This window comes from Martinezella rhizogenes (genome assembly GCF_027460065.1).
In the GTDB taxonomy this organism is placed as follows: Bacteria; Pseudomonadota; Alphaproteobacteria; order Rhizobiales; family Rhizobiaceae; genus Agrobacterium; species Agrobacterium rhizogenes_C.
Map to the genome: position 1 here is coordinate 104303 of NZ_JAPYZZ010000007.1, position 17253 is coordinate 121555.

18 protein-coding genes are annotated in these 17253 nt (G+C 59.9%); 6 read left to right on the forward strand and 12 right to left on the reverse strand.

Annotated elements, in window-relative coordinates; all coding sequences use genetic code 11:
• Positions 1-11 precede the first annotated feature (11 nt).
• From O8B93_RS12855 to O8B93_RS12880, 6 genes are all read right to left on the reverse strand, one after another.
• Positions 12-356 carry an AzlD domain-containing protein gene (locus O8B93_RS12855; RefSeq protein WP_269710395.1) on the reverse strand — a complete coding sequence of 115 codons (345 nt, stop codon included), beginning with the start codon at positions 354-356 and terminating at the stop codon, positions 12-14.
• The gene (locus O8B93_RS12860) at positions 353-1111 is read right to left on the reverse strand and encodes an AzlC family ABC transporter permease (RefSeq protein WP_269710396.1); all 759 of its coding nucleotides are present in this window, start codon (positions 1109-1111) and stop codon (positions 353-355) included. Before O8B93_RS12860 ends, O8B93_RS12855 begins: the two co-directional genes overlap by 4 nt.
• A gap of 77 nt (positions 1112-1188) precedes the next feature.
• Positions 1189-3699 carry an ATP-dependent Clp protease ATP-binding subunit ClpA gene (clpA, locus tag O8B93_RS12865; RefSeq protein ID WP_269710397.1) on the reverse strand — a complete coding sequence of 837 codons (2511 nt, stop codon included), beginning with the start codon at positions 3697-3699 and terminating at the stop codon, positions 1189-1191.
• Between the two features lie 10 nt (positions 3700-3709).
• Positions 3710-4063 (reverse strand): ATP-dependent Clp protease adapter ClpS, encoded by a 354-nt coding sequence (gene clpS, locus O8B93_RS12870; RefSeq protein WP_006312564.1) that lies wholly within the window; start codon positions 4061-4063, stop codon positions 3710-3712.
• A gap of 282 nt (positions 4064-4345) precedes the next feature.
• A complete protein-coding gene (gene cckA, locus O8B93_RS12875; RefSeq protein ID WP_269710398.1) occupies positions 4346-6928 on the reverse strand; it encodes a cell cycle histidine kinase CckA in 2583 nt (860 codons plus the stop codon).
• A gap of 173 nt (positions 6929-7101) precedes the next feature.
• Positions 7102-7380, reverse strand: a complete 279-nt coding sequence (locus O8B93_RS12880; protein ID WP_269710399.1) for a hypothetical protein — start codon at positions 7378-7380, stop codon at positions 7102-7104.
• 234 nt (positions 7381-7614) lie between these two features.
• Here O8B93_RS12880 and O8B93_RS12885 point away from each other — a divergent pair, with 234 nt between their 5' ends.
• A complete protein-coding gene (locus tag O8B93_RS12885; protein WP_269710400.1) occupies positions 7615-8865 on the forward strand; it encodes a flagellar biosynthetic protein FliO in 1251 nt (416 codons plus the stop codon).
• A gap of 91 nt (positions 8866-8956) precedes the next feature.
• On the opposite strand, the gene dksA is transcribed toward O8B93_RS12885, so the two are convergent.
• On the reverse strand, positions 8957-9376 hold the full coding sequence (gene dksA / locus O8B93_RS12890; RefSeq protein ID WP_006312570.1) for an RNA polymerase-binding protein DksA: 420 nt from the start codon (positions 9374-9376) through the stop codon (positions 8957-8959).
• Between the two features lie 302 nt (positions 9377-9678).
• Between dksA and O8B93_RS12895 the strand changes: the two genes are divergently transcribed.
• The 4 genes from O8B93_RS12895 to O8B93_RS12910 all read left to right on the forward strand — a co-directional run bounded on the left by O8B93_RS12895 (position 9679) and on the right by O8B93_RS12910 (position 13528).
• Entirely contained in the window at positions 9679-10155 is a 477-nt protein-coding gene (locus O8B93_RS12895; protein WP_269710650.1) for a SixA phosphatase family protein, read from the forward strand.
• A gap of 128 nt (positions 10156-10283) precedes the next feature.
• Complete coding sequence (locus tag O8B93_RS12900) at positions 10284-11762, forward strand: YcjX family GTP-binding protein (RefSeq protein ID WP_269710401.1); 1479 nt, start codon at positions 10284-10286, stop codon at positions 11760-11762.
• Positions 11759-12838 carry a YcjF family protein gene (locus O8B93_RS12905; RefSeq protein WP_269710402.1) on the forward strand — a complete coding sequence of 360 codons (1080 nt, stop codon included), beginning with the start codon at positions 11759-11761 and terminating at the stop codon, positions 12836-12838. Before O8B93_RS12900 ends, O8B93_RS12905 begins: the two co-directional genes overlap by 4 nt.
• Positions 12839-12967: 129 nt before the next feature.
• Positions 12968-13528: a hypothetical protein gene (locus tag O8B93_RS12910; protein ID WP_080825214.1), complete on the forward strand. Its 561-nt coding sequence runs from the start codon at positions 12968-12970 to the stop codon at positions 13526-13528.
• Positions 13529-13542: 14 nt separating this feature from the next.
• Here the strand turns inward: O8B93_RS12910 and folK are convergent, their stop codons facing one another.
• The 3 genes from folK to folP form a co-directional block, all read right to left on the reverse strand.
• Entirely contained in the window at positions 13543-14079 is a 537-nt protein-coding gene (gene folK, locus O8B93_RS12915; RefSeq protein ID WP_269710403.1) for a 2-amino-4-hydroxy-6-hydroxymethyldihydropteridine diphosphokinase, read from the reverse strand.
• Complete coding sequence (folB, locus tag O8B93_RS12920; protein WP_269710404.1) at positions 14063-14428, reverse strand: dihydroneopterin aldolase; 366 nt, start codon at positions 14426-14428, stop codon at positions 14063-14065. Before folB ends, folK begins: the two co-directional genes overlap by 17 nt.
• Positions 14429-14506: 78 nt before the next feature.
• Positions 14507-15367 carry a dihydropteroate synthase gene (gene folP / locus O8B93_RS12925; protein ID WP_473774526.1) on the reverse strand — a complete coding sequence of 287 codons (861 nt, stop codon included), beginning with the start codon at positions 15365-15367 and terminating at the stop codon, positions 14507-14509.
• Between the two features lie 104 nt (positions 15368-15471).
• On the opposite strand from folP, the gene O8B93_RS12930 reads away from it, so the two are divergent.
• Complete coding sequence (locus tag O8B93_RS12930) at positions 15472-16098, forward strand: DUF922 domain-containing Zn-dependent protease (RefSeq protein ID WP_269710405.1); 627 nt, start codon at positions 15472-15474, stop codon at positions 16096-16098.
• Positions 16099-16404: 306 nt separating this feature from the next.
• On the opposite strand, the gene O8B93_RS12935 is transcribed toward O8B93_RS12930, so the two are convergent.
• Positions 16405-16725 carry a 2Fe-2S iron-sulfur cluster-binding protein gene (locus O8B93_RS12935; RefSeq protein ID WP_006312579.1) on the reverse strand — a complete coding sequence of 107 codons (321 nt, stop codon included), beginning with the start codon at positions 16723-16725 and terminating at the stop codon, positions 16405-16407.
• 158 nt (positions 16726-16883) lie between these two features.
• A complete protein-coding gene (locus tag O8B93_RS12940) occupies positions 16884-17252 on the reverse strand; it encodes an Hpt domain-containing protein (protein WP_269710406.1) in 369 nt (122 codons plus the stop codon).
• Position 17253 lies beyond the last annotated feature (1 nt).

Sequence of the window (17253 nt, forward strand, 5' to 3'; positions counted from 1 at the left end):
ACAAGCAGGCATTAAAAACCGCGCAAGAACAGCCCACCCGCCAGAAGCGCAATCGGAACCACCACCCCGACGATGACGCGCTGCCCTGCTACCAGAAATGCGATGAAACCGAGGGCGGCCGCGCCGATGCGCAGCCACATGGGCGACGCTTCCAGCGATCCCGTTGGAAAGACGATAAGCTTGGCGGTGACGGCCATGACAAGTGCGGTGGCAACCGCCCTCACCCAATAAAGTGCTTCGGAATCCTCTTTCAACCGGTTACCGGCGAGGACGCCGAGCCAGCGCCAAAAATCGGTCGCCAGCCAACCGGCAATGGCGATGAACAGATAGGGCGCCCACCAGTTTTCGGTCATCATGGCTCGCCCTCCGGTGACACGGGTTTGATCCGGCGGCGAAAGACGAAGCGGTCGATCACATAGGCCAAAGTGCCGCCACCGATACCGGCATAGAGAATATCGAATTCCGGCGCGACCATCGCAAAGGCGGGTCCGGCAATCACGCCGATGACGAAGGCGACCTTGACGACGGAATGGCGGGCCGAGGCCCAGATGGATGCGATGAAATAGACCGGTGTCAGAAAGAACAGGACACCAGCAACCAGCGGCGGAAACGCGGCGACCACGCCATAACACAGGCCAACAATGATGGCGTTGACGACCGTGAGCGTGATGCCGAAACCGGCGAACCAGGCGGCGCGTGCCTCACGCGGCACCTTAGAGAGATTTTGCGTCGCAAAGACCCAGGCCGTGATCGCGACGAAATGGGAAAGAAACAGCAAGAACCATGTCGGTGTCTTTGCGCCGCGCATTTCCGGAACGATGGAGGCGACCATCGGCATCATCCGGACCGAAGACAGCGTGACCGCCAGAAAACAGGCGGCAAGGTTGGCGCCGCCGACCATGGAGCCGATCAGGATCATCTTCGCCGGCAAGGCCCAGATGGCAAGCGTCATGAACACCGCTTCGCCGCGCGCCACCCCGGATTCCAGCGCAAAGGCGCTGAAACCGACGAAAGATGTCATGAGAATGAGCGAGGGTAGCGAGAAGATGCCCCGCATTCCCCGGAAGAACCAGCCGCTGAGGGGGATGACTTCGCTTTCGGCAGTCTGCATTTGAATTCCATCAGGAACGGACAGGCATGAAAATGCCGGGCTCTCGCCCGGCATCGTCTATCGGTCAAAGACCCGCATTACTTCTTCTTCGGCACCTTCGGCACCGTATTGGCCTTGCGGCGCGGCTTGTCCTCATCAGACTTGTCGGCCTCGGCCACCAGAACCTCAGCCTCATCAGCGGCCTTTGCCGCCTTGGAAGCCGTTTTCGCCTTGGCCTTCGGTTTACCCGGTGATTTCGCCGCCTTCAGCTCGGCCTCCGGCTGCGGCTTCACGGGTGTGGTCTCCGGCAGAACCTCGAGGATCAGACCGTCGGAGCCGTCATCCTTCTTGCCGACGGTGACGCTGACGACGCCACCCTTCTTGAGTTTGCCAAAGAGGATTTCATTGGCAAGCGGCTTCTTGATGTGTTCCTGGATCACGCGCGACAGCGGGCGGGCACCCATCTTTTCGTCATAACCCTTTTCAGCCAGCCAGGAGATCGCATCCTCATGCAGATCGAAGGTGACATTGCGTTCGGACAGCTGGGTTTCCAGCTGCATGACGAACTTCTGCACGACCTTGTGGATGACGGCGGTCGGCAGCGGCGAGAACGGAATGATCGCATCCAGACGGTTGCGGAATTCCGGCGTGAACAGGCGGTTGATCGCCTCTTCATCCTCACCCGTGCGGCGCGAAGAACCGAAACCGATGGCTGACTTGGCCATTTCGGACGCACCCGCATTGGTCGTCATGATGAGGATGACGTTGCGGAAGTCGATCTTCTTCCCGTTATGGTCGGTCAGCGAGCCATGGTCCATTACCTGCAACAGAATGTTGTAGATGTCGGGATGCGCCTTCTCGATTTCGTCCAGCAGCACCACGGAATGCGGATGCTGATCGACGCCATCGGTCAAGAGACCGCCCTGATCGAAGCCGACATAACCAGGAGGTGCGCCGAGCAGGCGCGAGACGGTATGGCGCTCCATATATTCCGACATGTCGAAGCGCAGCATCTCGACACCGAGCGAGGCGGCAAGCTGCTTGGCCACTTCCGTCTTGCCCACGCCCGTCGGGCCGGAGAAGACATAGGAGCCGATCGGCTTGTTCGGTTCGCGCAGGCCCGCACGCGCCAGCTTGATGGCGGTCGCCAGCGCCTCGATGGCGATGTCCTGACCATAAACCACAGAGCGCAGTTCCTTTTCGAGGTTGGCGAGAACCATCTCGTCATCCTTCGAAACCGTCTTCGCCGGAATACGGGCCATCGTCGCGATGGTGGCCTCGATTTCCCGTTCGGTGATCAGCTTGCGGCGCTTGGAAACAGGCAGCAGCATCTGCGCTGCACCGGTTTCGTCAATCACGTCAATTGCCTTGTCGGGCAACTTGCGGTCCGAGATATAACGGGCCGACAGCTCGACGGCAGCCTTGATCGCCTCGTTGGAATATCTGAGGTGATGATAATCCTCAAAATACGGCTTCAGACCCTTCATGATCGCGATGGCATCATCGATAGACGGTTCGTTGACGTCGATCTTCTGGAAACGACGCACGAGCGCGCGGTCCTTTTCGAAGAACTGGCGATATTCCTTGTAGGTGGTCGAACCGATGCAGCGGATCGCGCCCGATGACAGCGCAGGCTTCAAGAGGTTCGATGCATCCATCGCGCCGCCGGAGGTGGCACCTGCACCGATGACGGTGTGGATTTCGTCGATGAACAGAACCGCGCCCGGAAACTCTTCCAGTTCCTTGACGACCTGCTTCAGACGCTCTTCGAAATCACCTCGATAACGGGTGCCGGCAAGCAGCGTGCCCATGTCGAGCGAGAAGATGGTGTCATTGGCGAGCGCCTCCGGCACCTTGCCTTCGACGATGCGCTTGGCCAGACCTTCGGCAATTGCCGTCTTGCCCACGCCCGGATCACCCACATAAAGCGGATTGTTCTTGGAGCGGCGGCAGAGGATCTGAATGGTGCGGTTGACTTCGTCGTGACGGCCGATCAGTGGGTCGATCTTGCCGTTCCTCGCCTTGTCGTTGAGGTTGACGCAATAGGCTTTCAGCGCATCCTGCTGCTTCTTGGCGGACGGGCCTTCTTCCTCGGGATTGCTGCGGCTCGCCTTGTTCTCGCTTTCCGGCTCATCAGCGCCACGCGCCGCGCGCGTCTGCGACGTGCCCGGGCGCTTGCCGATACCGTGAGAGATGTAATTGACCGCGTCGTAACGGGTCATTTCCTGCTCCTGCAGGAAATAGGCAGCATGGCTTTCGCGCTCGGCGAAAATGGCGACGAGCACGTTGGCGCCGGTCACTTCCTCGCGGCCGGATGACTGAACATGGATGACGGCCCGCTGGATGACCCGCTGAAAGCCGGATGTGGGTTTGGAATCCTCGTCATAACCGGTCACGAGGTTGGTCAGTTCATTGTCGACATAATCGCTGACGGTCTTGCGCAGCGCATCGAGATCGACATTGCAGGCGGCCATAACGGCGGCGGCATCCGCGTCGTCGATCAGCGCCAGAAGCAGGTGTTCGAGCGTCGCATATTCGTGATGACGCTCATTTGCAAAGGTCAGTGCCTGGTGCAGCGCCTTCTCGAGACTTGGGGAAAAAGTTGGCACGTTGCGATCCTCATTTCTTTTCCATGACGCACTGTAGCGGGTGCTGGTGCTGTCGGGCGAAATCCATGACCTGGCTTACTTTCGTCTCTGCGACCTCATATGTAAACACCCCGCATTCGCCCACGCCGTGCTGGTGCACGTGCAGCATGATGCGGGTTGCCGCCTCGCGATCCTTCTGGAAAAAACGCTCCAGAATATGGATGACGAATTCCATGGGAGTGTAGTCGTCATTCAGTAAAAGAACACGGTACAAATTCGGTCTTTTCGTTTTCGGCTTAACGCGGGTGATAACAGACGTTCCGCGGTTGGTGCCGCCGTCTTCCCCGTCGCCCTCGCCCTGCATGTAGATCGGCTTAGCGATCATCTTTCATCATTCTCCAAACTGTTCTCAAACCGACAGCTGATTGCCAGGAGGGAGAACTTCGCCTCTCCATATCTAGGTCGTTAAGATGCGATTTTAAGCCCCTTGCGCAACGGTGCAATCACTATTGCGTTTGCGAAGAGGCAAACCTCGGGAAAAGTGAGGCTGTGGAGGCGGTATACGAAGCAAGAGGGCAACAAACAGGCGGGAACGGCCAGCTCGGGCCACATGCGGACCGGTTCTGCGGGGCAAACGACGCAGGCATCCGGTTCGCCGCCGCCGGCGTCACTCCTTGTCGTCGAGCATCTCGCGAACGGCGATGGCGAGCTGCTTCAGCGAGAAGGGTTTCGGCAGGAAACCGAACTTGGCATCCGCCGGCAGGTTCTTGGCAAAGGCATCCTCGGCATAACCGGAAACGAAGATGAACTTCAGGTCCGGATAGGATTTGCGCAACTCTCTCAGCAGCGACGGACCATCCATTTCCGGCATCACGACGTCAGATACGACGATGTCGACCTTGCCCTCCAGTTCCTCCATCACTTCCAGCGCCTCGGTGCCGGAACCGGCCTCGTGCACGGTGTAACCGCGGGTTTCCAGCATGCGCTTGCCACCGCGCCGCACGGCCTCCTCGTCCTCAACCAGAAGGACGACGGCGGAATTGCCGGTCAGATCGAGTGGCTCTTCTTTCACAGGCTCAGGCGCCACGACCGGGGCGAGTGCCGCCTGACCGGGTTGCTGCCCGGCAACGACCTCCACCACATGGCGCGGCAGGTAGATGCGGAACGCGGTGCCCTTGCCCATTTCCGATTCGGGATAGATATAACCACCTGACTGCTTGACGATGCCATAGACCATCGACAGGCCAAGGCCCGTGCCCTTGCCGACTTCCTTGGTGGTGAAGAAGGGTTCGAAAATCTTGTCCATGATTTCAGGCGGAATGCCGGTGCCACTATCGGCAACTTCCACCATGACCATGTCTTCGGCCGGGAATTCGGGGCGGCCAAGCGCTGCAACTTCTTTCTCATCGACGTTGCGCGTCCTGATGGTGATCTTACCACCATCAGGCATGGCGTCGCGCGCATTAACGCAGAGATTGATGAGCACTTGCTCGAATTGCGAAAGATCGGTCTTCACCGGCCAGAGATCACGGCCGTAGTCGACCTCCAGCTTGACATTGGTGCCTGATATCAACCGGTCGACCAGCATGCGCAGATCGCCGATCACGTCAGTGAGATTGAGGACGGCCGGACGCATCGTCTGCTTGCGCGAGAAGGCGAGAAGCTGGCGCACCAGAACGGCGGCGCGGTTGGCATTGCGCTTGATCTCCATGAGATCGGCAAAGCTCGGATCGGCGGGCCGCGCCTGCAGCAGCAGATGGTCTGATGACAGCAGGATGGCGGTGAGAACGTTGTTGAAGTCGTGGGCGATGCCGCCCGCAAGCGTGCCAACGGCATTCATCTTCTGCGTCTGCGCCATCTGGGTTTCGAGCGCCTTCTGCTCGGTCACCTCGATGGCGTATACGATCGCCACTTCTTCCGGGGCCTCATCGTCCTGGTCGATGACGGCGTTGACGTAGAAACGGAAATGCCGGCCCTCGTCCGTCGGGTGGCGGGAATCGAACGGAGCGATATCGCCCTGGCGATCCTTGGCTTCGGCCAGAGCCTGTTCCAGCCGCGGCTTTTCATTGTCGTGAAGGACCGTTTCAAGCGCCACGCCACGGTCGATATCGTCACGCCCGACGACGCCGGAAAACAGCTTGAGGAAAGGCGCGTTGATACGCAGGATGCGGCCTTCGCCGTCGAGCGAGGCAATCGCCATCGGTGTATTGTTGAAGAAGCGGGTGAAGCGCATGGCGGAGGAGGATTCCGTGTCCTCCTGCCCCTTCGGACGCATCAGCACGATCGTGCGGCTTTCCCCCGGCGCGCCGTCCTTCGCAGTGACCTGATGCACGAGGCGGGCCGGCATGCTCTGGCCGTTCACGCGGCGCATGTCGAGATCGAGGATTTCGGTGCGCTTGGCCGTGCCCTGCGGATGGACGGATTCAATCAGCGCCATGCCTTCGCCGGCGACGATGTCCGAAATGGTCATCGAACCCGGCGAAAACTGCGCGAGATCGATGCCGAGCCATTCCGAAAGGGTGGCGTTCAGATAAACGATCTCGCCCTTGCGGCTGGCGGAAAAGAAACCGGCCGGCGCATGATCGAGATAGTCGATGGCGTTCTGCAATTCGCGGAAGAAGCGCTCCTGGTCCTCGCGCTCCGGCGTGATGTCGGCGATCTGGAAAACGTGCAGCCCCTCGCCGCTCGCATCCTTCAGCACCCGGCCTTTCAGCCTGTACCAATGCGGCCCCGCACCGGAATCCTCGCCGAGCGGTTTCAGCAGCCGGAACTCCTCGTAACCGTCGCGGCCTTCGCGCAGCACGTTGATGAGCCGGTAAAGCGCTTCGGTCGATTCGCGGCTACGCGATAAAAGCGTCTCGAGGCTCTGGATATCGCTCGCCTTCGTGGTGCCGCTCATGCGGCAATAGGTGGCGTTGGCATAGACCATATGCCCCTTGGCGTCGGTGATCAGCGTGCCTTCGGGATGGGCCGAGAGAAACCGGCGGGCAAGGCCGTCCGACTGTGACTGCGGCATGACCTCGATGAAGCCGATGATCGACGAGACCAGAAAGAAGATGCCCATCATGGCCAGCACGCCAAGAATGCCGAGCACGATTTCGTTTTCCAGCGAATCCTTGAAATAGACGAAGGCGGCCGCCGCCGCGATCAGAACCAGTGCCAGAAGCAGAATGCGCAAGACCGTGCCGGAACGGGCACGCCTGTCCACCAGCGGAAGGTCGTTGTCGCTTGTCTCGCGCACCCGTGTCATCTTGGCCTCGCAGTCGTGCAGGTCGTCATTCGGTCAGCCTTATTTCCTCGACGGAATCGGGCAGCAGAATTTCTTGTAGCAACTCGCTTGACCGTCAAAAAGCTCCGCTACGACACAAAGGCTTAAAAACGCACAGCGAAAACAGCCTGAAAGCGGTATAAATGCCTCAAAGGCTACCGTCGCGTACAGCTCAGCTCTTTCACCTGGCATTGAATGCGTGGCGCGGAGCAGACGATCTTGCCGTCAGCGACGGTGCAGACCGAGCATCCGTCCGTAAAATCGATGCAGGACGGATTGTCCCGCACGAAGTCCGTCATGGTGGCGGAATTTTCCGACGCTTTATCTTCCGCTGCCATTGCCAGGTCCGGAGAACCGAAAATCGGTAGCGTCCAGAGAACAACCGCAATGAGACGTGGCGCAGGAAACCCGTCAACGCGCGATAGCTTGACCATTTAGATCGCTCCTCTAGCGAAAGGATTGCAACCTTCATTGTCGCCCAGCATTGAAGGAGAGGATATGGTGTTTTGGTGGCGTCGTTGCGATCGATGCGGCTATCTCGTGGGGCAAAATGAATAAACCTTGTATCGCACTTAAAAAAATCGTCTTTTCCTGTTTCGCGTTCACACTATAAGAACCACGGCAATATTAATTGTCCAAGAAACTGAAATGCCAAAAAATCTGAAGGGATGATCTCCATGATGGAAGATTTTATCGGCACCTATGGCAACAATCTCATCGTCGCCGTTGTCGGTGTGGGTGTAGCGCTTCTCGTTCTGGCGATCGCTTTGTGGCTTCTGCGCAGGCGCAGCGGTTCGTCACCCTTTATCCGTGGCGGTCGCAACCGCCAGCCGCGCCTGCAGGTTCTTGACGCGACGGCCGTGGATGCGCGCCGCCGTCTGGTTCTCGTGCGTCGCGACAATGTCGAACATCTGGTCATGATCGGCGGCCCGACCGATATCGTCATCGAGAGCGGTATCGGCGCGATCCCGATCGTCAGGGACGTGCAGGAGCCGGAACTGAAGGCGCTGCCGCGCCAGGAAAGCGAACAGAGGAGAGCCGAACCGCCGATCCCGCCGGAACGCCTCGCCGCCCTGCCGCAGCAGCCCATTGTGGCCGCAGTTCCTGTTTCCGCCCCGGAAGAACCCGTAAAGCAACCGCAGCGGGCTGAGCCGCCTGCGCCTGCGCCGGTTTCGCGTCCCGTACCTGTTGCGGCAACCGCCGCCCCGGTGCCGCCGCGTCCATCGACACCACCGCAACCCGTGCCGCCCGCGGCAATCTCGCGAGAGCCCGCTTCGCCGGTAAGACAGGCGGCGCCCGAACGGACCCGCCCCGCGCCGCCGCCCATCCCGGTTGCAGCCGTCCAGGCCGCAACCGTCCTGCCAATGGCCGCAGCATCACTCGATATGCCGGCGGCACCGGCAGAGCCGAAGCGGTCCGAGCCCTTCGTACAGGCTCCGGTGCCCGCACCCGTCGCGCCGCCTATCCCCACCCAGATGCCCGAGCAGGCAAAGGTGGCCGAAGAACGGAGCGTGCAGCTTGCCCCGCCGGTCTTTGCGGCGCGTGAGCCGGTGATCGACCAATCCAGCGCTGCCGATTTTCTCGACGCTGCGCGCGACCGGGTGCTTCCGGACCTGAAGCCGGACCAGACTAAATCGCCCGCTCCTTTTCCGCCGAGGCCTGAAAACCCACCTGCGGCTTCAGCCGACGCCGAACCGAAATTTTCCGATGATCTTGCCATCGATTTCGAAAGCTTTCTGGAAGCGGAAATTGCCAAAGGCAAGGAAGCCGATAAAGAACCTTCCGTCACGCCTGTGGCCGACAGGCAGGTCAAAACGCAGCCCGCCTCTCCGCCCGTCACCGGCGCCACACCGGATGGAGACATGCAGAAGGAAATGGCGCGTATCTTCGGAGAGCTTTCCGTCACCCGCGATCGCTGATGCGCGAAATCATGACAACAAAAAGGGCACGGAAATGGCTTCCGTGCCCTTTTTCAATTGATGCGGTTTTCAGCCTGCCGGCGGAAACGCCTTATTCGTCGCGGTAGACTTTTTCGCGACGCTCGTGACGCTCCTGCGCCTCGATGGACAGCGTTGCGATCGGTCGGGCGTCCAGACGCTTGAGGCCGATAGGCTCACCCGTCTCCTCACAATAACCGTAAGTGCCGTCGTCGATCCGCTGAAGGGCTGCATCGATCTTCGAGATCAGCTTGCGCTGACGGTCGCGGGCGCGAAGCTCGATCGCCCGGTCTGTTTCGGAAGATGCCCGATCAGCGAGATCGGGATGGTTGGCGCTTTCTTCGGCGAGATGTCCGAGCGTCTCGCGCGCTTCTCTCAGGATATCATTTTTCCAGGCTATGAGCTTCGCGCGAAAATAGGCACGCTGGCTGGCATTCATGAACTCATCGTCTTCCGAGAGCACATATTTGCTAAGATCGATCTTCTCACTCAACGCGATTCTCCTCGAAGAACATCTCAATGCGGCGGTGTATACTCCAATGATATAGGCCGATTCAAGTCTACAGATCAGTTTTCAGGCATTTTTAAAACTGACACAAAAATCATCTAAATGACTAATTTTTATCCTTTATTCGTATTGAAGCGATCTCTTCTTCAATCACTTCAATGCGACTTACCAACAGGAAAGAGGACTTGCGGTCCTGCAACCCTATCCTGTAGCATTCAGTCCGTGTCCTGACATTCGAACGCCGGTCCCCGCCCTTGACAGCATCTTTCCCGAGCCGAGTTTATCTTCTGCGCCACGCCAAGGCCGCCTGGGCGGCGCCGGGAGAACGGGATTTCGACCGGGGATTGAATGAGGCCGGTTTTGCCGAAGCGGAGATCATCGCCGACCTTGCCGCAGACCGGCGTTACCGCCCCGATCTCATTCTGTCATCCACGGCCGCGCGCTGCCGGCAGACCACGCAGGCCTGGCAGCGGGCTTTCAATGAAGGCATCGATATCGTCTATATCGACGAGATGTACAATGCCCGCAGCGAAACCTATCTGTCGCTCATCGCCGCGCAGACGGAGGTGCAGTCGGTGATGCTGGTGGGGCATAACCCCACCATGGAGGCGACGCTGGAGGCCATGATCGGCGAGGATCTGCTGCATGCCGCCCTGCCCTCGGGTTTTCCCACCTCGGGTCTTGCGGTTCTTGATCAGGACGACAGCGCGGCAAGCGGTAAAAATCGCTGGCGGCTGATCGATTTCCTCTCACCCGGCAGATAACCGCCGCCGCGTGAAACCAAGGCGCCGGGAATCAGCACTGCCGAAAATCCGCTACAGCGCTTCTTTTTTGGGCAGCCGCAACTTCCTATATGCAGCCGTGACCGTGAAACACAGCCAGGAAATTGCCATTGCCGCCTTCTCTTACGTCCCTGACAGACAGCGCGCTTATCGCTTTCGATAATCTGGCCGACCGTGCGAGCAATCTCACCCATCCGACATTGCGGCTTGGCGTCACCGGCCTTTCGCGGGCGGGCAAGACCGTTTTCATCTCCTCCCTCGTGCATAACCTGCTGAATGGCGGCAGATTGCCGCTGTTCGAGGCGATGCGATCCGGGCGCGTCTCCAATGTGCGCCTGGAGCCGCAGCCGGACGACGCCATTCCCCGCTTCCAGTATGAAGACCATATTCAGGCGCTGGTGCGTGACAGGCTCTGGCCGGATTCGACACGGGCGATCTCGGAACTCCGGATCACACTGGATTACCAGAGCGCCAGTGGCTGGGGCCGGTGGTTTTCGGCCGGCAAGCTCTCCATCGATATCGTCGACTATCCCGGCGAATGGCTGCTAGACCTGCCGCTGCTTTCGCAGGACTACAAGCAGTTCAGCGATGCAACTGTCGCACTTGCCGGAAGCGGCATTCGCGCAGAACTCGCGCAGCAATGGCTGGCGATCGCCTCTTCGCTGGATATCAATGCGCCCGCCGACGAAATGACGGCGCGCCGTCTGGCGGAAAGTTTTGCGGCCTATCTGAAAGCCTGCAAATCCGACGAAAGGTCGCTCTCCACTTTGCCGCCGGGCCGCTTTCTGATGCCTGGTGATCTCGAGGGATCGCCAGCGCTGACATTTGCGCCCCTGCCGGGCCTGACCGACGAGAAAGCTCCGAAGGGCTCGCTGCGCGCCATGATGGAGCGACGCTACGACGCTTATAAATCAATCGTGGTCAAACCCTTCTTCCGCGAACATTTCGCCCGCCTAGACCGGCAGATCGTGCTGATCGATACGCTGCAGGCGGTCAATCGCGGTCCGGAGGCCGTGCAGGATCTGGAGCGGGCGCTGGGCGATGTGCTTGCCTGTTTCCGCCCCGGCACCAATAGCATATTGTCGTCGCTGATCCGCCGGCGCATCGACAAGGTGCTGATTGCCGCCACCAAGGCCGATCATCTGCATCATGAAAGCCATGACCGGCTGGAGCGGCTGACCCGCCGTCTGGTAGACCGCGCCATTACTACCATCGGCATGAATGGCGCGGGCATCGAGGTCATGGCGCTCGCTTCCGTGCGCGCCACCAGAGAGGCCAGCGTGCGTCAGGACGGCCATGAGCTGCCCGTTATCGTCGGCACGCCGATGGCCGGTGAAACCATCAATGGCGAGACTTTCGACGGTAATCGCAAGACGGCAATCTTTCCAGGCGATCTGCCAGAGGATCCGGAGCCGCTGTTTCGCAGCATAGACCAGGATGGCGACAAGGCGACACTGCCTGACGTCAATGTCGTGCGTTTCCGCCCGCCCAATATCGACGAGCCGGGCAGCGGCGGCATCCGGCTTTCCGTTCCCCATATCAGGCTCGACCGTGCCATGCAGTTCCTGTTCGGAGACAAGCTCGCATGAAGGCTCCCACACAAAACGATCAGCAGATACGCCGCCCGGCGGCTTTCACGCTCGAGACCGAGGAGACGGCACGGCCGTCCGCCACGCAAAAACGCGCGCCGCGCAGCTTCGACGCGGAGATTTCGCTGACGCCGGATGAGGACGATCCGTTTATGGCGCCTGCGGATATCGACGCCGCCACATTGCCGGTGGCGACGCCGAAGAAAAGCCGTTTCTCCTTCGGCAAGCTGGCGCTCGGGGCGCTTGGTGTCCTGTTCTCGCTCGCCTTCGGGCTCTGGGCGGATCAGCTCATTCGCAATCTGTTTTCCCGCTCGGACTGGCTAGGTTATACGGCAACGATCGCGCTGATCGTGGCGCTTTTCGCGGTTCTCGCCCTTGTTGGCCGCGAGGTCTTCGGCATCATGCGACTCAATGCCGTGCAGTCTCTCAAGGCCGACGCTGAAACGGCGAGCCTCGACAAGAGTCCGAAACCTGCGCGCGCCATCGTCACCCGCCTCAATGCCGTCCTCTCGCACCGGGCGGAAACGGCCAAGGGGCGCGCCGCGTTGAAGGAAACGGAAAATGACGTCATCGACGGCCCGCATCTGATCGAGCTTGCGGAGCGCGAGCTGCTGGTGCCGCTCGACAGGCAGGCCCGTGCCCTCATTCTCAATTCCTCCAAGCGCGTCTCCGTCGTTACTGCCGTCAGCCCGCGCGCGGTGGTCGATCTCGCTTATGTGCTGTTCGAGGTGACGCGGCTGGTGCGCGCCATGGCGGAGCTTTATGGCGGCCGTCCCGGCACGCTCGGCATGCTGAAACTCCTGCGCGATGTCGTCGCGCATCTCGCCGTCACGGGTTCGATCGCCGTGGGTGACGGGCTTGCCCAGCAGATTCTCGGCCATGGCCTTGCCTCGAAACTCTCCGCCCGTCTCGGCGAAGGCGTCATCAACGGGTTGATGACGGCGCGAATCGGTATTGCCGCCATGGATCTTTGCCGTCCGCTGCCGTTCAGGGCGGTGAAGCGGCCGGGCATTGGTGATTTCATGTCCGACCTCACGCCCGATTTAAGCGGCGGAAAAAACGCTGAAAAAGCCTGATCTGCCGGGCATCGACGGTTCAAAAGGTTACGGACAAAGCCGCAAATGAGAGCGAAATAAACCAAGCATTAACCATTCCGCCGGTAGATTGCGGCCTATCGAACAGGCTTCTTCGCCGGGGAAAGTATCATGTATTCGCGCTTCTTTTCGCTTATGGGCGGACTTGCCGCCATTTTGTCCGTCAGCGGCGGTTTCGGCATGTCTGACGTCCATGCGGCATCACGCGATCGCGACGACGTCTTCTTCCGCTCGGTGGCCGGCAGCTGGAAAGGCCCCGGCGAAATCGTCGCCGGTAAATACAAGGGCACGAAATTCACCTGCGACCTGACGGGCGAACCGCTAGACGACAAGCAGACCGGCATCAAGCTTGGCGGCACCTGCCGCGTCGGCGTCTTCAGCCAGCCCATGTCGGCAGTCATCAGCCAGAAGGGCAACAGCTACGAGGGCAAGTTTCTCGATGGCTCCGCCGGCAAGGGTCTCGACATCACCTCCGGACAGGTGAGCGGTGACAAGGTCGTCGTCGGCATCAACCGCGCCAAGCTGAACGGCGCCATGGTCGCCCGCGTCTCGAGCGACAATTCGATGAACATCACCATTTCGGTCAAGGTCGCCGACCAGATGATCCCGGTCATCGGCGTCACGCTGGCGCGTGATATCGACCAGATCGCCGTCGGCTCGATCAAGCCGTAAGAGCCATAATCTTCTCAGCCATCGCCGAGCGGGAGTGTCCACCACTCCCGCTTTTCGTTTGCGCGGACAATGCCGCTCCTGTCCGCCTGCTGGAGCCATTGCCGCACAGGCTTTCCCTTGACCTCGAGATCGGGCGCGATGTCGGCAAGCGGCATCAGCACGAAAGCGCGCTCCGTCATACGCGGATGCGGCACCTCGATGCTTTCCGTAGCGAAAGCCTCATTACCATAGGTCAGCACGTCGATATCGATGGTGCGCGGTCCCCAGCGTTCCGTCCGCACCCGTTTCATGCCCCTTTCGATATCGAGGCAAAGTTGCAGCAGCGCCGGCGCAGTCAGCGACGTTTCTACGAGGGCGCAGCAATTGAAGAAATCCGCCTGATCGATCTTTCCCCAGGGCGGTGTGCGGTAGAGGTCGGAAACGGCCTGCAGCCGGCAATCACCATGCGCATCGAGTTCGCGCAGCGCCCGCGCCATGGCGGCAGTGGGATCGCCGATATTACCGCCAAGCCCCAGTGCGGCGACAGTCAGCTTTTCAGGCACGGTGTTCAACGCTCACCTGCGCATAATCGAGAATGCCGGGAACCGGCGCCGAGGGTTTACGCACCGTGATCCTCAGCCAGACGATCTGCGGATAACGCGCCCGCAGCGCCTTGGCGATGTCGTTCGCCAGAGCTTCGATGAGATACCGGCGCTGCCCGACGACGCTTTTTTCGATGACGGCAAAGGCCACGCCGTAATCGACAGTATTTTCGATATCGTCGGTTTCCAGCGCGTCACCTGCCTCGACTTCCATCTCGGCATCGACGAAAAAGCGCTGACCCAGCACCTCCTCCTGCTCGAGAAGGCCATGACGGGCGAAAAAGGAACAGTTTTTCAGGATGATGGTATAGCGGCTCATCGCATCGCCTCCATGGCAGGATTGTTTCGCCTGAAAACCGCGCCACCTTCGGGACACGGCACTCCGGCACTCGTTGATCTACGCATCGGCCTTTGCCGACGCTTTTGCAAGGACCGCATCGGCAATAGCCAGCGCATCGCGGGTCGCGGCGACATTATGCACGCGAAAAATCGAAGCACCCGCGAGTCTCAGGATCGCGGTGGTTGCAGCCGTTCCGATATCGCGTTCCTCCGCCACATCCCTGCCCGTCAGCGACCCGATGAAACGCTTGCGCGACGTGCCAGCAAGAACCGGCAGGCCAAAAGCGGCGAGTTCACCGAAACGGGCCATCAGCGCGACATTTTCGCTTTCATTCTTGGCAAACCCGAAACCGGGATCAAGCACCAGAGCATCGCGGGCAATGCCCGCATCCTCGGCAATTCCGAGCGAGCGATTGAGGAATTCAAACTGGTCCTCAATGACATCGTCAAGCTTTTGCCGGTCGCGGCCGGTATGCATGATGCAGATGCCGGCGCGGGCGGAAGCAACGACGCCCGCCATATCAAGGTCCTTCTGCAGGCCGAAGACGTCATTGACGATATGGGCGCCGGCGCCAATTGCCAGCCTTGCCGTGGAGGCGCGATAGGTGTCGACGGAAATCAGCACATCGGTCTCGCGGCGCAATTTCTCAATGACCGGCAGCACCCGGTCCTGTTCCTCTGCCTCCGTGACCGCGGCAGCGCCCGGCCGCGTGGATTCGCCGCCGATATCGATGATGTCTGCCCCCTCCTCCACGCAGGTCAGCGCATGGGAAAAAGCCGCATCGACGGCAAGATAACGGCCGCCATCGGAAAAGGAATCAGGCGTTGCATTGACGATGGCCATAATACGGCCACGCCCATCAAGTTTCAGGGAGCGGCCATGGGCCGCTTGCCACACATTGCTGCCGACTGTTATCACGTAACACGCGCCTTTCGGGAATAACGGAGTGTTATGTCAATTCTTATAAGTTCCGCTCCGCCTATGCAGCAAACCTTTTTCAAGTTCAACCGGAAGGCCGGGTCATGACCAAATCATCACGCGCACTCTGCGCCGTTTTCGCAGGCGCATTGGCCCTTTCCCTGTCCGGACCGGCTTTTTCCGAAACCATCGTCCGCAAGACCTATTCCTATTTTTCGGTCAGCGGCAAAACCGCAGCCGATCTCGACCAGCAGCTTTCCAAGCACGGCCCGCTGACCCGCAATACCGGCGCGCGCCATCCCGGTGCGACCGAAATCAAGTTCGGCGGTGAACTCACCTATGTCGAAAAAAATGGCATGTGCAGCGTGGGAACGGCCAAGGTGCTGCTGAACACCCGCATTTTGCTGCCGCAATGGAAAAACCGCCGCCGCACCACGGCGGAACTGGCCTTCATCTGGGATACGCTGCTTGCCGATATCAAGCGCCACGAGGAACGCCACGCGGAAATCGCCCGCACCCATGCCCGTTCGCTAGAAAGACAACTGACGTCGCTTCGCCCGCAGAAAAGCTGTGAAGCACTTCAGGGAATGGTCGGCAAGATCACCCAGACCGTGATGGACGAACACGACCGCGACCAGATGCGCTTCGACGTGGTGGAATCGAAAAACTTCGATGCCCGTATGACCCGGCTGTTGAAAAACCGGCTGGAACAGGGTCAGGCCCGCCGCTGACGGTTGTTGGCAACCCTTCCCAAATCTCAAGGAACAACAGGGACATGACGTAACGTCATGTCCGATATCACCCGTGAATTCTCGTCATGGTGCGGGCGGCGAGACTCATTGTAGCTTGTTCATACGGTTTGAAATGGTTGTGGCCCACGGCGGTCCGGGGGTTGCAACCGTCTCCGGTTCTCCCGGTGCGCACTTGAGGGCTCGCAGGTGTTTCCTCCCTCGCCTGCATGCTGCGTACCCGCCTCGCCCCGCTCCCCATTACCAGGTGAGCGGGGCTTTTTCTGCGCGGGACAATGCCGAAAGTTTTCAGCCCTGACGTTCGGGAACATGCACGACGAGACCGTCAAGCTCGTCATTCATCTTGATCTGACAGGAAAGCCGCGAAGTGGGGCGAACCTCGAAGGCAAAATCCAGCATGTCCTCTTCCATCGGCTCGGGTCCGCCGACCCGCTCTGCCCAGGCATCGTCAACATAGACGTGGCAGGTGGCGCAGGCACAGGCGCCGCCGCATTCCGCATCAATGCCGGGAACGGAGTTGCGCACCGCATTCTCCATGACGGTGGAGCCGTTGCTCACGTCTAGTTCATGAGGCGTGCCGTCAAAGGCAACGATGGTGAGTTTTGTCATGCCGGAAATCCAAAATGTGATCTGAGAATTGTTCTAAACACATAGAGCGCCGCGCGTCCATCCGGACGCGCAAAGGACGCTCTATGTTTTTGAATCTACGCATCGGGGCACACAGGCTGAACCGGCCTTGCAAAATGGCAAATTTGATGGCTTTCGCCTCAGCGGCAGAGCTTGAGGATGAAATTTTCAGCTTCGACAATGGCTGCGGCGAGTTTAGCGATCAGCGCGCTGTCATTGCCCTTCTCCTCCACCGCGGCCGCGGCCGCGGAAACGGCGGAGGCGCCGACTGCCTGCGCCGATCCCTTCAGACGGTGAGCGGTGGCCATGACGGTCTTGGTGTCTGCGTCCGCCATTTCATGCAGGGCTGCGCGGGCGCTGCGGCTGAACAGCTGCAGCACCTCGATTTCCAGATCCTTGTCGCCCATCGTCTGCTGTGCAAGATGATCGAAATCGATTGGCTTCTTGCTGACCGAAGGTGCGCCGCCGTAATTATCGGGAGCTTCGAAAACAATACTGACCGCTGCCATG

Bases quoted from the DNA above. Each gene is read 5' to 3' on its own strand.
- O8B93_RS12855 (WP_269710395.1), bottom strand. From the start codon at position 356: ATGATGACCGAAAACTGGTGGGCGCCCTATCTGTTCATCGCCATTGCC.
- O8B93_RS12860 (WP_269710396.1), bottom strand. From the start codon at position 1,111: ATGCAGACTGCCGAAAGCGAAGTCATCCCCCTCAGCGGCTGGTTCTTC.
- clpS (WP_006312564.1), bottom strand. From the start codon at position 4,063: ATGATCGCTAAGCCGATCTACATGCAGGGCGAGGGCGACGGGGAAGAC.
- cckA (WP_269710398.1), bottom strand. From the start codon at position 6,928: ATGACACGGGTGCGCGAGACAAGCGACAACGACCTTCCGCTGGTGGAC.
- O8B93_RS12880 (WP_269710399.1), bottom strand. From the start codon at position 7,380: ATGGTCAAGCTATCGCGCGTTGACGGGTTTCCTGCGCCACGTCTCATT.
- O8B93_RS12885 (WP_269710400.1), top strand. From the start codon at position 7,615: ATGATCTCCATGATGGAAGATTTTATCGGCACCTATGGCAACAATCTC.
- O8B93_RS12905 (WP_269710402.1), top strand. From the start codon at position 11,759: ATGAAGGCTCCCACACAAAACGATCAGCAGATACGCCGCCCGGCGGCT.
- O8B93_RS12910 (WP_080825214.1), top strand. From the start codon at position 12,968: ATGTATTCGCGCTTCTTTTCGCTTATGGGCGGACTTGCCGCCATTTTG.
- folB (WP_269710404.1), bottom strand. From the start codon at position 14,428: ATGAGCCGCTATACCATCATCCTGAAAAACTGTTCCTTTTTCGCCCGT.
- O8B93_RS12930 (WP_269710405.1), top strand. From the start codon at position 15,472: ATGACCAAATCATCACGCGCACTCTGCGCCGTTTTCGCAGGCGCATTG.
- O8B93_RS12935 (WP_006312579.1), bottom strand. From the start codon at position 16,725: ATGACAAAACTCACCATCGTTGCCTTTGACGGCACGCCTCATGAACTA.
- O8B93_RS12940 (WP_269710406.1), bottom strand. From the start codon at position 17,252: ATGGCAGCGGTCAGTATTGTTTTCGAAGCTCCCGATAATTACGGCGGC.